At 57.0% G+C, this 13301-nt stretch carries 12 protein-coding genes and 1 other RNA gene; 5 read left to right on the top strand and 8 right to left on the bottom strand.

What is annotated here, in order from left to right:
• Positions 1 to 2: 2 nt before the first annotated feature.
• The 4 genes from AC5RK6_RS02805 to AC5RK6_RS02790 all read right to left on the bottom strand — a co-directional run bounded on the left by AC5RK6_RS02805 (position 3) and on the right by AC5RK6_RS02790 (position 5295).
• Positions 3 to 950: a class C sortase gene (locus AC5RK6_RS02805; protein WP_435730712.1), complete on the bottom strand. Its 948-nt coding sequence runs from the start codon at positions 948 to 950 to the stop codon at positions 3 to 5.
• Between the two features lie 41 nt (positions 951 to 991).
• The gene (locus AC5RK6_RS02800) at positions 992 to 2467 is read right to left on the bottom strand and encodes a SpaH/EbpB family LPXTG-anchored major pilin (protein ID WP_394532230.1); all 1476 of its coding nucleotides are present in this window, start codon (positions 2465 to 2467) and stop codon (positions 992 to 994) included.
• A gap of 128 nt (positions 2468 to 2595) precedes the next feature.
• Entirely contained in the window at positions 2596 to 3759 is a 1164-nt protein-coding gene (locus tag AC5RK6_RS02795) for an MSCRAMM family protein (RefSeq protein ID WP_435730727.1), read from the bottom strand.
• A gap of 48 nt (positions 3760 to 3807) precedes the next feature.
• Positions 3808 to 5295 (bottom strand): hypothetical protein, encoded by a 1488-nt coding sequence (locus tag AC5RK6_RS02790; RefSeq protein WP_435730711.1) that lies wholly within the window; start codon positions 5293 to 5295, stop codon positions 3808 to 3810.
• A gap of 489 nt (positions 5296 to 5784) precedes the next feature.
• Between AC5RK6_RS02790 and AC5RK6_RS02785 the strand changes: the two genes are divergently transcribed.
• Positions 5785 to 6186, top strand: coding sequence for a DoxX family protein (locus tag AC5RK6_RS02785; RefSeq protein WP_394532345.1), 402 nt, complete (start codon positions 5785 to 5787; stop codon positions 6184 to 6186).
• Positions 6187 to 6373: 187 nt separating this feature from the next.
• Here the strand turns inward: AC5RK6_RS02785 and AC5RK6_RS02780 are convergent, their stop codons facing one another.
• Together AC5RK6_RS02780 and AC5RK6_RS02775 are read right to left on the bottom strand one after the other, a co-directional pair.
• Positions 6374 to 7450 carry an inositol-3-phosphate synthase gene (locus AC5RK6_RS02780; RefSeq protein ID WP_394532347.1) on the bottom strand — a complete coding sequence of 359 codons (1077 nt, stop codon included), beginning with the start codon at positions 7448 to 7450 and terminating at the stop codon, positions 6374 to 6376.
• A 268-nt stretch (positions 7451 to 7718) separates the two neighbouring features.
• Complete coding sequence (locus tag AC5RK6_RS02775) at positions 7719 to 8735, bottom strand: Cna B-type domain-containing protein (protein ID WP_435730710.1); 1017 nt, start codon at positions 8733 to 8735, stop codon at positions 7719 to 7721.
• A 240-nt stretch (positions 8736 to 8975) separates the two neighbouring features.
• Between AC5RK6_RS02775 and AC5RK6_RS02770 the strand changes: the two genes are divergently transcribed.
• The 4 genes from AC5RK6_RS02770 to AC5RK6_RS02755 all read left to right on the top strand — a co-directional run bounded on the left by AC5RK6_RS02770 (position 8976) and on the right by AC5RK6_RS02755 (position 11962).
• Positions 8976 to 10022, top strand: coding sequence for a hypothetical protein (locus AC5RK6_RS02770; RefSeq protein ID WP_394532351.1), 1047 nt, complete (start codon positions 8976 to 8978; stop codon positions 10020 to 10022).
• Positions 10023 to 10098: 76 nt separating this feature from the next.
• Positions 10099 to 10905, top strand: coding sequence for a YxiH-YxzG fusion protein (locus AC5RK6_RS02765; RefSeq protein WP_394532353.1), 807 nt, complete (start codon positions 10099 to 10101; stop codon positions 10903 to 10905).
• A 260-nt stretch (positions 10906 to 11165) separates the two neighbouring features.
• Positions 11166 to 11540, top strand: a transfer-messenger RNA (tmRNA) gene (gene ssrA / locus AC5RK6_RS02760).
• A gap of 86 nt (positions 11541 to 11626) precedes the next feature.
• Entirely contained in the window at positions 11627 to 11962 is a 336-nt protein-coding gene (locus tag AC5RK6_RS02755; protein WP_394532354.1) for a helix-turn-helix domain-containing protein, read from the top strand.
• 36 nt (positions 11963 to 11998) lie between these two features.
• Here AC5RK6_RS02755 and smpB read toward each other — a convergent pair whose 3' ends face one another.
• Positions 11999 to 12529, bottom strand: coding sequence for an SsrA-binding protein SmpB (gene smpB, locus AC5RK6_RS02750; RefSeq protein ID WP_026429507.1), 531 nt, complete (start codon positions 12527 to 12529; stop codon positions 11999 to 12001).
• Positions 12530 to 12544: 15 nt separating this feature from the next.
• Positions 12545 to 13246, bottom strand: coding sequence for a hypothetical protein (locus tag AC5RK6_RS02745; RefSeq protein ID WP_284898669.1), 702 nt, complete (start codon positions 13244 to 13246; stop codon positions 12545 to 12547).
• Positions 13247 to 13301 lie beyond the last annotated feature (55 nt).

The following is a 13301-nucleotide window of genomic DNA, read 5'->3' as shown; positions in this document are numbered from 1 at the left end:
AGCTATTCTTCCTGGGCGGCTACTGTATTCTGACCCGTTGCTGCTTTGCGGGAGCTGCGGCGCTCTTTCCATGTCATGCGGCCGAGCACTCCGATGGTGCCTAGCACTGCGGCTCCGTAGGCGATAGCGAACCACGGGAAGCGTGGCAGATCCGAGGGCTTATTCGCGGCTTTCACGTCTTCCACCGGCGTGGGAATAATGCGCTCGCCCGTGACCAGGATGCGATGGGAGTTAATGCCGAGCGGGGTGCAGGTCACCAGGGTGACGAGGTCTTTGCCTTCTTCTACCCGTAGGGTATCGGTATCTTCCGGGGCTACTACTTTGGTATCCCGCACGTGGTAGGTGAGTACATCACCGAACACTTCGATGGTGAAGGTATCCCCCACGTTAACTTTGTTGAGGTCGGTGAACATACGGGCGTTGGCGAGGCCGCGGTGCGCGGTGATCACTGCGCGGGTGCTCGGCCCGCCCACCGGCAGCGAGGTGCCTTCCAGGTGGCCAGCCGCACGGTTAAGGACCTCATCTGAGGTGCCGTGATAGACGGGTAGGTCAACGTCGATAGTGGGGATGCGGAGCCGGGCCATGAGGCCTTCGGAGTCCGCGGCAAGAATTCTTTCGTAAGGCCAGATGCCGTCCGCGGCGGTGGTGTCGCCGGTGCCGGTGGCTTTACGTTCATTGGCTTCTAAGATTGCGCCGGCGTTGAAGGCTTCGTTATAGGCGTGCGCGGCGGCTAGCTGGGTGTCTTTATCAGGCTGTGCGGTGGCGATTTGTTCGGAGTAGGCACCGGTGACTTTGGATTGCTCGTATTGGGAGAGCCAGGCGGCGGCGTGCGGGTACACCAGCAAGGTGAGCCCGAGGATAACAAGGAGCCCGATGAGGTAGGGCAGCAGCAAGTTTTTCTTCATGAGATACAGACCCGGGTGGGGAGGTACCAGATGGTACCTCCCCACCCGTTCGGTAGGCCGCGAGTGTTACGCGGTCAGTTCTGTGCTTAGGCGTTCACCGCGCGGTTGCGGCGAACCTGAGCGACGGTCAAGCCACCAGCAGCACCCAGCAGCGCGAGGCCACCGAGGGTGAGCATGAGCTGGCCAGCCGCACCGGTCAACGGCAGGTTCGGGCCGTCATGCTTGGTGTTGTCAATGGTCAGCATGACATTAGCTGCAACGCCCTTGTGGACAGTAACTTGCTTCACTTCAGGGCTGATCACGTAACCGGCCGGAGCCTTCTTTTCCTTAAGGAAGAAGTCCTTCTGATCTGCGTCACCAAGAACCAGGCCCGGGAAGCGGACCTTGCCATCAGCATCGGAGGTCGCGGTTGCGATTTCGTTGGTACCGTTGGTCGCATCTTCCTGCGTCGCGTAAACAGCGAAGACGGCGTCCTTCAACGGCTTCTGGTTGTCCTTGTCCTGCTTGAGAACGAGCAGTTCACCGATCTTCACCTTACGATCACCAGGAGTCTTATCGACACCCGGGGTGTGGTCGTTAACGATGGGACCGAAGGAGTTGGGGATTTCGCCGTTCTTCGGGAGACCAGTGATCTTCGTCGAAAGTTCAACCTTGAATTCCTGGCCAGCCTTGACCTTGGCCAGACCTTGCGCGGTCAGCTCGATGGTGACCTTCTGACGATCAGTAACGTCAGTGTCCCCCTTGGTCTCGTTCGTGACCGTCACGGTGTAGTCAGCTTCGGCAAGAACAGTGTCACCGAGGGAGACCTTGGCACCGGCGTACTTGAGATGTGCATCAAGGAGATCTTCCATCCCGATGCGCTTGTAGGTTTCGTCCTTGGCCAGCGCCGGAATCGCGTACTTAATATCCCACTTGACGGTATCACCAATCTTGCGAGCATCAACGTCATTCAGTTTCTTGGTGCCGTCGTCAGCCACGGTGTTCTTCGGGTAGGCGTGAACATCGTAAATCCACTCGGCCTTGTTATCAGCCTTTGAAGGGAAGGGGATGGAGACAAAGAAAGGCTTGGCCTTCTCGATCACATTGTTGTTGCCAACGCTGCCTTCACGAACGAGGTAGACACCAGCGGCAAGATTGGCGAACTTCGTAACTCCACCGGCCGCGGTGGTCTGCTTCGTTTCAGCTCCCAATGTGTAGTTCTGGCCGTCAGCCGTTGCCTGGTTGGAGCCTTCGGTGTAGGCGAGCTTCGAGATCTTCGCCCAGTCCTCGGGCTTCTTCAGATCGATACCCTGCACAGGCTGCAGGATAAATTCAACGCCTTCAAGAGCTTCCGCAGCGGCGGGAACATCCGTGATCTCACGGCCGTTATTCGGCTTGTCCCAAGCCGGGTTCTTGTACTTATGAACAGTAATAGAACCAACCTTGTCGAGGTTCGGGTTGCCAAGTGCGTCTTCAGCGCCCGGAACAGCGTGGGCCCCGGGTGCGAGCACCAGACCAGCGGCGCCCAGCAGGGCGGTGATCAGGGCGGCGAGCACCGCGCGGATAGATTTCTTCAGCTGCATGGTAGTACTCTCCGTGATTGCAGCACATATTGCTTCAATTAGTTGTGTGGTTATTTTTGCCCGAAGGGCGGCGTTAGCTGCGCAGTTTTACGTGCGCAGTTCTCAGTGGCTGAGCCTTTATTCCACGCTCACCCCCGGTTTCGCCGTCTGATCATCACGATGCTCACCAGGAGCACAGCTCCCCCGAGCACCGCGAAGCCTGCCGTGCGGAACGCGTCCTCGCTCCATCCACCGGTGAGTGGGAGCGGCGGTGCCTCACGAAGCTTGTTATAAATCACGCCGAGATTCAGTTCCACGGGTTCGTTACGATCATTCGTGACGGTCGTGGCGCCCACCTCCACGGTTTTCACCTCGGTGGACTTCACATAGCCCAGCGGCGCAGTCTTTTCTTCCAGGGTGTAGGTACCCCAGGGAATGTTTTCCAGGCGCAACTTACCCGGGCGAGGATCCTTATCCTGCCAGAGCTTGGTAGCCGAGCACGCCTGCGCGGTCTCCCCCACACAGTCGCTTACCTCGAAAGGCCGCCCATGCTGATCGCGTACCGTCCACACGGATCCCTTGAGGAACTTCTCCGACCCGGTTTCCTTCTTATCCCACACGATGGTGCCACGCACGCGATCATTCTTAATGGTGACCACGGGATTCTGCTGCGCCGTCGTTACTACCTGCGGCGCGCCAGCGGGCCGGTACCCACGTGGGGCAGATACTTCGTCCACCACGTAGCGCCTACCAATGAGCACATTGTCCCACCTAGCCCGACCGTATCCGTCCGTGGTGCGCTCGCCTTGACGCGGCTCGCCGGCATCGCAACGTCCGTTCCCGTTGGTATCCTCGCACAGGTCGAAAACGGCCCCGGGCAGCGGATCATTCCAGTCGCTATCGCGCTTCTCCACGGTCAAGGACGTCACCTTCGGGGTATTCAACACCGAACACGTGAGATTCCCGTTCACAGCAGGCCCGGTCACCTCCCCAGTAAACGCACCGTTAGCTTCCCTCTGGTTACGAACAGGAATCGACCGCCCCAGCTTGTCCGTGCACGTCCACACTTTGTTGTAGTCACTGAGCGACGACGCCGAATCGCCCGCCATCTGCTCCTTGAGCACATATACGCGATCCCGGCCACGCAGCAGCGTACGCGTGGGAGTTTGGGGACCGGTGGTTTGGCCCGTCGTCGTCATAGATTCGGAAGAAATACCGCCTAACGGATTATTACCGGGATTCTTCTCCGCGACGCTCACCGTGAACTGATCACTGTTATTCAGGCGCTGAGTAATGTTTTTCGCGGCGCTAATAGTCGGAAGATCCGCACATCCTTCGGTATCGGCAATTTCTTGATCAAACTAAGAATCGCTCTGACTACCAGTAGTTTTAGGCACATCGAAAACTGGGCGACCATTGTTCTTGACCTGGCCGGAAACGATATCAACTTCATAGACCCGTGACTGGGATCGACTCTTCTGACCAGGTTTCACGTTCCCATGCTGGCCGGTGTACCGCCCCGAAACGTAGAAAGATCCGTTCGAGCCAGCAGCTAGACCGTCGGGTTCAAACATCATGGTATTAATAAAGAAAGAACGGACAAGAGTGGTGTTCAGATTCGGGAAGTTCTTATTCTTTATTCTGGCAAGGTTAAGCGTTTTGTGCTTCCCAGATTGCGTCGGAGTCACAAACTGGCCCGCCTTAATCGCCCTGTCATAGGCATTTTGGAATTCCGCGGCATCAATACGGTCAATGCGCATCTGGCTAAGGCCGGTAAAATCGCGCCCCTGATTATCCTTACGTCCCTCCGAGGAACCAGAAAGCAGATAAAGATTGCCCTCCTTATCGAAAATAAGATCCGAGAAAATAGCCGAGGATATGCTGGTGGTCTGAAGGTAACCGAGAGTGACAAGCCGCTTTTTGTCCGGATCAAAAACCACTAGTTTACGCTTGGAGGCGTACGGCTGGTTTATCCTACCTGCTTTAGATTTACCCGTGTCACCGATCATCACGTACATGCCCTTCGGGCCCGGAGACATCGTGCCACCACGAATCGGCATTTCTGTTGAGAGGACTTTGTAGCTCTCGATGGACTGGTATCCATTATCTCCGGTATTGGTAATACGTCCGTGAGCGATCCACGTTTCAGGACTTGACCCAGGCGTCGTATCCCCACTCAGCTCGGTATGCCACATAGATCCGTCCGCGGCGACCGCAAGGGCATCATAGCCGACGTTCTTCTCAACGCGGCCTCCACCTTTCCACTCCACACGTCCGACAAGTTCGGAGCCGAGCTGACCGTTCGGTTTAACGGTTATCAAGTTAATTTCACCCTTACCGGCGCCCATGGAATAAAAACCGCGACCGGAGCACTGCTCCATAGAAGTTTGTCGCACATTGCGCGGGGCAAAACGATTCGGGCGCGCGGTGAGCGGGCTGGCCGAGCCGTCCCGCGGAGTACCTTCTGGCTGCTCAAGAATTCCGAGCTGCTCGCGCCAGCTCTTCTGCGCCCGATCCAGCGGAGTGGCGGCCTCGGCGGTTTCCGTATCGGTATCCGGTACCGGGGTAGGTTCGGTGGTGCCGTCTGTTCCTTCCGCCGTGCCTTCTTCAGCGCTGGGCGACGGCGCCACCGGGCTGACGGGCTCGGGCTGCTCAGGATCCGCGGCACCAGTGCCAGGCTCCGGAGCTTCCGAGGCGGCCTGGTCGCTTGCATCTTGAGCGGTGGTAACACCAGGGGTGGGATGAGGTGCCGGGGTACCCGAAAAAGGGACACCCGTGGCGTGGCTGGTCATGAGTGCGGCCACGATCGTCGCAACCGTTGCCGGTATCGCCCGAAAATTCACGCTCATCCTGTCCATTACACGAAGGTTCGATCACCAGAAGTGGTTTATCGGCCCGCCGTATAACTAATAGTTATCAATCGGCTTAATAAGCTACGGGAATGAATACCTACTGTCCAGTAGGTAGAAACGTGATTCATATCCGCCAAAGTTCCCAGACAGCTTTCAGCCTGAAAATTTTTTGCAAATCTTTACACTCAACAAATTGGCATACTATGGCGCAAAAATCCCCAGAAATAGCACCCCCTCCCCCGCATTTTTCACAGTACCGTAGCACGGCAAATTCTAGGACATTTGACCTAAAATTGTTTACCTCAAATAAAGTTTCACCGATTAGTAAAGAATTTTATGTTACGAGCACCACACGATAATTGACGAAAAGTACGTAATATGTCCATGGTTGTCTAGCGACAAATTCGGCGTGATAGTCGGTGTTCAGCCGCTGGGCACACTCCGGGAGTAGTTGAACGAGTCCACGACCGGGTTTACGATCAAGTTATGTCACGCAAAGATCCGCAGCTCCTTACCGGGCTCCTCACCACCATGGGAGCGCTGCACTTCGTTACTCCCAGGCCCTTCGACTCGATCATCCCACCCCAGCTTCCCGGCGAACCGCGGGCCTACACGCTGGCCTCCGGGGTGGCCGAATTGGTCACAGCCGGACTCATTGCGCAGCGCCGCACCCGCAAGCTCGGCGGAGCGGCGGCCATCGCGCTGTTCCTCGCCGTTTTCCCAGCGAATATCTATATGGCCCAGCAGTGGCGGAATCAGCCCTGGCCGCTCAAGGCTATTGCTTACGGACGGCTCCCCCTCCAAGCTCTGCTCATTAAGCAAGCACGGAATGTCATGAAAATGGATGCTGAGGTGGAAGCCGACGTGAAGGCAAATACGGGAGCATAAACCCGATAGAACACCGATGCCGGCTCGGATAGCTGTGGGCCGGTGAGCTGCGCCGTCGTACCCACCTGTACAGACGCAAGCTCGGCAAAAATCGTTACACAGCGGCACACAACGGTGGCGGCCGCTCCCCGCGGGGAAACGGCCGCCACGTTTATTGAGCCGAGTACCAGCTATTCCGAGGCGGGGCTTAACGCTCCACTTCCCCGCGGATGAAAGCCTCCACCGCCGCGCGAGCTTCTTCATCGGGAAGCTGCTGCGCCGGCGACTTCATGAAATAGGCACTGGCGGAGAGCAGCGGGCCACCGATACCGCGATCAAGGGCGATCTTGGCGGCACGGATCGCGTCGATGACCACGCCGGCGGAGTTCGGGGAATCCCAGACCTCGAGCTTGTATTCCAGCTTGACAGGGATATCACCGAAGTTACGCCCTTCCAGGCGCACGAAAGCAAATTTGCGATCCTCGAGCCACGGAACCCAATCCGAGGGCCCCACGTGGATATCATGCGGGTCGAGCTGCTGGGTGATATTGCTGGTGACGGCCTGGGTTTTAGAAATTTTCTTTGATTCCAGGCGCGAACGCTGCAACATATTCTTGAAGTCCATATTGCCACCCACGTTGAGCTGGTAAGTATGGTCAAGAGAAATCCCGCGCTCTTCAAAAAGGCGAGCGAGTACCCGGTGGGTGATAGTCGCACCGATCTGGCTCTTAATATCGTCACCCACAATTGGCACGCCCGCGTCCGTAAACTTCTGGGCCCACTCTGGGTTGGAGGCAATGAACACCGGCATGCAGTTAATCATGGCGACGCCCGCATCAAGGGCGGCCTGCGCGTAGAACTTTGCGGCTTCTTCGGAGCCGACCGGGAGGTAGGAGACCAGCACATCGGCCCGCGCATCCTTAAGCGCGGCCACCACATCAACGGGTTCGGCATCGGATTCGGTAATGGTGGCGCGGTAGTACTCCCCCAGGCCATCCAATGTGGGGCCACGCAGCACCTCCACTCCGGTGGGTGCCACATCGCAGATTTTAATTGTGTTATTTTCGCTAGCGTTGATCGCGGTGGCCAGGTCGGCGCCGACTTTCTTGGCATCGACGTCGAAGGCCGCAACGAACTCAATATCGCGGATATGGTAATCGCCAAATACCACATGCATCAGGCCCGGGACCGTTTCGCTTTCAGATGCGCCGTGGTAGTAGGTCACGCCCTGCACCAGCGAAGACGCACAATTACCTACTCCCACAATGGCAACGCGAATCGACATACGGTTACTCCTTTGTAGTTATTGATGAAACGTGATTGTTTTTTCAGTCATCGATGCGGCGGATGCCGCGGTGAGCGAGACTGAACGGGGCACCTGCGCCCCCATCACCAAGCCACTATGTCACTAAAAAGTTCGTTTGTGAAGAGACCTTACGGGTGGATGTGGTGGAATGGCGCACGGAGATTGGCGGGCGCAATAGTGTGGGGCGGCGACTTTATGGCGTCGCCGCCCCACAATGAGTCACATTAATGTGTCGAGTACAAGGTGCTTAGCTGCGCCGTCGTACCACCATCACCCCTCCCGCTGCCATGCACGCGATACCCGCCAGCGTCAGCGCTGGGCCGGCCATAGAGGTTCCCGTTTTCACGAGCTGCTCCCGAGGTGTAGGTGTGGTTGTAGGCGTGGGAGTTTGCGAGGGAACCGGCGGGGTTGTTGCCGGAACCGACGGGGTTGGCGTGGGCGTAGGAGTCTCCGATTCGGTAGGCGTGGGAGTTGGTGTCGGAGGCGGGGGCACGATAGAGTTCGTCACCACGAATCCGTCCGTCATATTGCCCGCCACGGTCGAGGTATACCCGTCAACAGACTCCTCCACAATCGTGTAATTGATGAGGTAGCCATCCGCGCACTTGTCCACGTCAGCGAAGGTTGCCTTCCAGCCTTCCGCCGCGCCAACAGTCTTACGAGCAACTTCCTTACCGTCCCCCAGCAGCACGAAAGTGATGTTCTCCGGGCGTGTCTGCTTAGCGTTATCGTCATCCTGCCACGCCTTCGTTGCCGAGACATCCGTAGCCAAGGTATTGGTGAACCGGAATGTACCATCCGGATTCAGGTCAGCATCGCTGCGGTACCCGGGGGTAGGAATTTCGGTGATGTTATATTCGACTTCATTATCGGTCCAGGTAGGGCCGGCAAGTTCATACCTGGGGACACTGAACGTAAAATTCCACTCATCGACCGTTGAGGGGTAATTAACGACCTCGTATTCATGCTTGCTGGCTTCATAACGTGGATTGATCCAGAGCTGCTCGCTGCGATCCTGGTACACCTTGAACACTGCGTATTTGATGGTTTCCTTGGGTAATTCCTTTTGCAGGTTACCTTCCGCATCGCGAGTGTACTGGGTTCCCCACAGTTCCAAGGTGATGAAATCTGGGTGCTCCTTAGCCGGGCAAGCTACCCGCGCGACCGGGCTATCGACCGGTTGGGCCTGCGAGTAAGCTGTGATACCCAGCAAGCCCAGCAGAAGCGCAACGGCCATCGCGCCGAGTTTACGTAGATGCGTCATATTTCTTCCCTCCATCGGCTCAGCCATGCCCGGTGCGCGCGACGTCTTCATCGCCGCATTCCGGCCGCGAAAAGGCGTGTTTTCGTATTTTCGCGCGGCTGCTTGTTTCATCATCGCTTATGCGGTGCGCGGCCATTACGGGAACTAAGTCCCACGGCTCTAGTACGACGACGCAGCCACTTCCCTCACCAGCACATATGCCACGATGGCGCGGAAAAACTGGATGTGAGAAACTGGGGTATGTCCCAAGAAATGCGCATCGTCATTCCTAAATATCAAGCCACGCTGGAACCGCCGGTTATCGGAGCTGCGCTTGTGGAGGCCTCTATTAGCTACGACGGTTTACCGGTGGCGATCTGGAGCACTGACGAGGATTGGCACAAGTTTTTCGGGCGGTCAAACGGCGGTTGTACCGCCAACGCATATATCGACGGAGTCGTTGATGCCCTGCTAACGCGGCATAATGCCGACGGCAAGATTATCCAGAAAACACCTATTTTTCGATTCCCCGTCTGTTTCCCCAGTATCCAATCCTTGCCTTCGGGAGCTTTTCTTATTGTCGGAGGGCGATGGAGGTGGTACGCAGAGGAGAACCATGCTAATCACAACGCTTTTATCTACGATTTCGAAGGCAAGCTGATTAGAAGCGGAACTGTTGGGGATGCAATAAACAAGGTTCAAGCGCTGAGCGATGGAACCTTCTGGACCAGCTACTTCGACGAAGGCATAGGTGACAACCTTGGTTGGGATCCGCAATTCCCGAGCAACGCACCCAATCTGCACTATCGTGAACCATTTGAGGTCACCGGACTCATTCATTGGAATAGTGAACTGGAACCGATATGGGTTTATCCCACCATGGAAGAACTACGCCCGCGATTCGGTGATCGAGGCGCTTTCTATGCATCGATGTTCCACATGTCCTCCATGAATTTTGACGTGGATCAGACAGTTGTTCTCCCAAGTACATCGTGTTCCATTATTACGATTGAGAATCACGAAATCACCAGGTATATCGACACCGAAGGAGATTTCGAAGGTGTGCCCGGCGTGGCAATCTCCGGTGACCGCGTCCTTATTTGGTCCTGGCGTGGTAAACCGATTATCACACTCATTGATATCAGCGACGGGTACCGAGTAGTTGAGAACTGTGAGCTACGCTATCCGAAGGAATTCGATACCGACTCGTTCTCATCTTCGAATTACATTGGACCTACCATCCACGATATTGATGAGGATGGCGTCTGGATAACCCTGGATATCAACGACGTGTGGCCGGATGAGTAGCGGTGAAATGTACAGCGTCGTCGTACCTTAGCGTGAAAAAGTGAAGCGAGGGAAAGGTCGAAGATCTGATGGGACAGTGCGCATCGCATCGACACCCGTCGATCTGCCCGTTTCCGTTCCCGATATCCAATACTTGCCTGACGGTACGTTCCTGGCCGTCGGCGCGCGATGCCGGTGGTCCAGCGACCGGCATGAAGCCACACACAACGCCTACATCTATACAGCGGACGGGGAACTGGTGCGATCCGGGGTGCTCGGTGATGGCATCCAAGATGTGCAGGCCCTCGGTGATGGCAGCATCTGGACAAGTTATTTCGATGAAAGAATTCTCGGTAACTTCGGCTGGGATTTTGGAGTCCGCGGGGAGAAAAGCGGCGAAGCGGAGAACCTCGCGATTGGATTTTGCGGGCTCTGCCGCTGGAATAGCAAGCTGCAAGCGGAATGGCTGTACCCCGACTGGCACGACGTGGAACCGGAGTTCGGTGAGGAGCTGGCCCGCCTGACCTTTATTGCCGATTGCTATGCCATGAACTGCACCGATGAGCAGACGATTATTTGCCTCTACTCCGATTTCCCGCTGGTTACGATAACGGGAGATCGGATTACCCGAATTGTTGATACCCGTAAGGAAATACCGCGGCTGAGAGGTTTGGCGGTTTCGGGAAATCGTGTGCTGGCCTACGGTGATTATGACGAAACTATCTGTGCGCTAGCGGATACGAGCAACGGCTACCGCGAAATCACCCGCTGCCAGGTACAACATGCAGCCGATGCCGTGCTCCCCTATTACCCCGCCGGATCCCGCGGCTCTGCGATCCACTTCATTGACAGCCTGCACCGGTGGTTCGTGCTGGATGTGGATGAGGCGTGGGTGGAAGCGTGAAGCCGGCCGGAGAAGACTCCTGTGACTAGCGCCCGACCTGGATTCGATTCCCGGCATCTCCACCTAAAGCTGCTCCCCTCTCCAATACATCGACGTCAAGAATTCAAAAATAGGTACAGATTCGCACTCCGAAATAGAATTCGTACCTCTTTACATAGCGGTGGGAATAGCGCGCGCGGCGGTCGCGTTGTAGACTGATGAATCCACCGCGTTACCGGCGTTGAATGCCGGGCGGGTGGAACTGTTTGATAACAGCATACGGGGATGATCGGTTTCGACGGCGGTAGTTAGTCGGAGGGAAGCGGGCCGAGGATGTAGAGTCACCTCGATAACGCTCTCTGCAAACCAATAGGTGCCAAGAACAAGAGCACCGATTTCGCCCTCGCTGCCTAAGCTAAGCGACCTGCGAAATCTGCTGAACTAGGTGTGCTTTCCGCCTAGACCTCAGCATCGTTGAGAAAGCCACTGGTGAGTACGTTTGCTACGGGCGTGCTCGCGACACCAACATAGATAGGTTCGTCAGGGCCTGGTTCGTGTGGAACCCTGGAGCCGAAAACAACTATCAACGAACTGCGCCCGGAGAATACTCCTTTGGCTATCGTCGGACCCGGGTTCGATTCCCGGCATCTCCACTTATGATGAGCACCCGCTCCGGTTTTCCGGCGCGGGTGCTCATTTTATTCTGGATCGGTAGTATCTGATAGCAGGAGAGTGATTCACCATGGGCACTAGCAAATCCGAAATAGGCGAACGCATCATCTCAGCTCGGACACGCGTCGGAATGTCGCAAAGTGATCTAGCTACGGCCTGCGGTCTGTCCCTGGGAACAATCAACGCCATCGAAACAGGAGACCGCTCAGCAAGCTACATCGAGGCAACACTCATTGCAGATGCTCTTGGGATATATGCCGACGAACTACGCGGCACAAGTACCCTGCTCGAAGAAGCTCTCTGTACTGGCTGTGCGGGTACCGCGGGTTCCAAGAAACTAGCAGATTATCTCGTTAGCGCGCTCGCATTATCCCAGCGGCTCGATGAAATCGGCATTCCCGGGTAGCGTACCGCGATACCCGTCATATATCCGTGAGCCCGGCTACCGCACCAGCCCTTCGCGGCGCCGGGCGGCAGACATCGCCCGCTGCGCCTCCCGATCCGCTTCGCGCCGGCGGATCGTCTCGCGCTTATCCCATTCCTGCTTGCCCTTAGCCACCGCGATTTCCAGCTTGGCCAGCCCGCGCACGAAATACAGCTCGAGGGGCACGATCGTATAGCCCTTCGCCTCGACCGCCCGCGCCAGCTTCTCGATCTCCGATTTGTGCAGCAGCAGGCGCCGCTTGCGGGTGGGCGCGTGATTCGTCCACGTTCCCATGGCGTAAATCGGTATATTGATCCCGTGCGCGTACACCTGCCCGCGATCCACCTCAATCCAGCCGTCCACCAGCGAGGCCCGGCCCATGCGCAGCGCCTTCACCTCGGTTCCAGACAGCGACATCCCCGCCTCAAAGGTGTCCTCAATGAAATAATCATGGCGCGCCTTCTTATTGCGCGCGATCACCTGATGCGCATCGGCCGCCGCTTTCGCCTGCTGGGCCGCGCTCAGCTTTCCTTCTTTTTTCTTCGCCACGCGGGCTTCTCCGTTCTAATCCTTGAGCTCACGCCGGTCAGTGATGAGGAACCACACAAAAATCAGGGTTCCGGCCAGCAGTACCACCGCTGGCGCGCTCACGTCCAGCAGATGATCGGTGAAGAACGACGGCGCAGCTGCCGCATCGGTATTCACCGTCAAGGTGATAATCAATCCAATAACAAAAGTAGTCACGCCGGTAGCTACCCCGGCAACCGCGATTCCCCGCCGCGTGGCAATCGTATTAATCATGCGGCGTACCATCGCCAACACAATGAGCGCCGCGAAACCAACCGCGAAAAGCAACGTTCCCACCGCGTAAGGCGAATCGGTGATAGCAGCCCGATCCCAAACAAACCAGGCGAGTACCAGCCCCAGCACCCCGGTGAGCACCTCGTATGCGGTGGCCTTACGCTGCCCGCGCGCGTAGCGCTTCTCCAATTGCCGGCGCGAATACTTGCTCACGTCAGTTTTCTGCTTCTTCTTCGCCGCAGCTGGCGCTTGCCCCGCAGTCGGAGCAACTGCGCCCTCACCAGCCGGAGCTCCCTTCTCCGTTTCTCCGGGCTGGGTAACCGCCCCGGCCGGCTTATCCGTGCCGAGTGAGCTACCTGGCTGTTGCGGCGGCGTCGTACTAGAAACGCCCGGCGCGGTGTCACGTGCGGTTGAGGCTGCGTCGGTGGTGGGAGCGGGATCGGTCGAGCCGTGTGCTTGTGTCATGATATCCTCTTCGTCGATTCGTGGTTGCGCGCTTGGCTACGCCAGCGCACCGGGA

The sequence above is a fragment of the Actinotignum sp. usb-actsch-213 genome (genome assembly GCF_059085665.1).
This window is presented reverse-complemented; position numbering and strand designations above follow the sequence as displayed.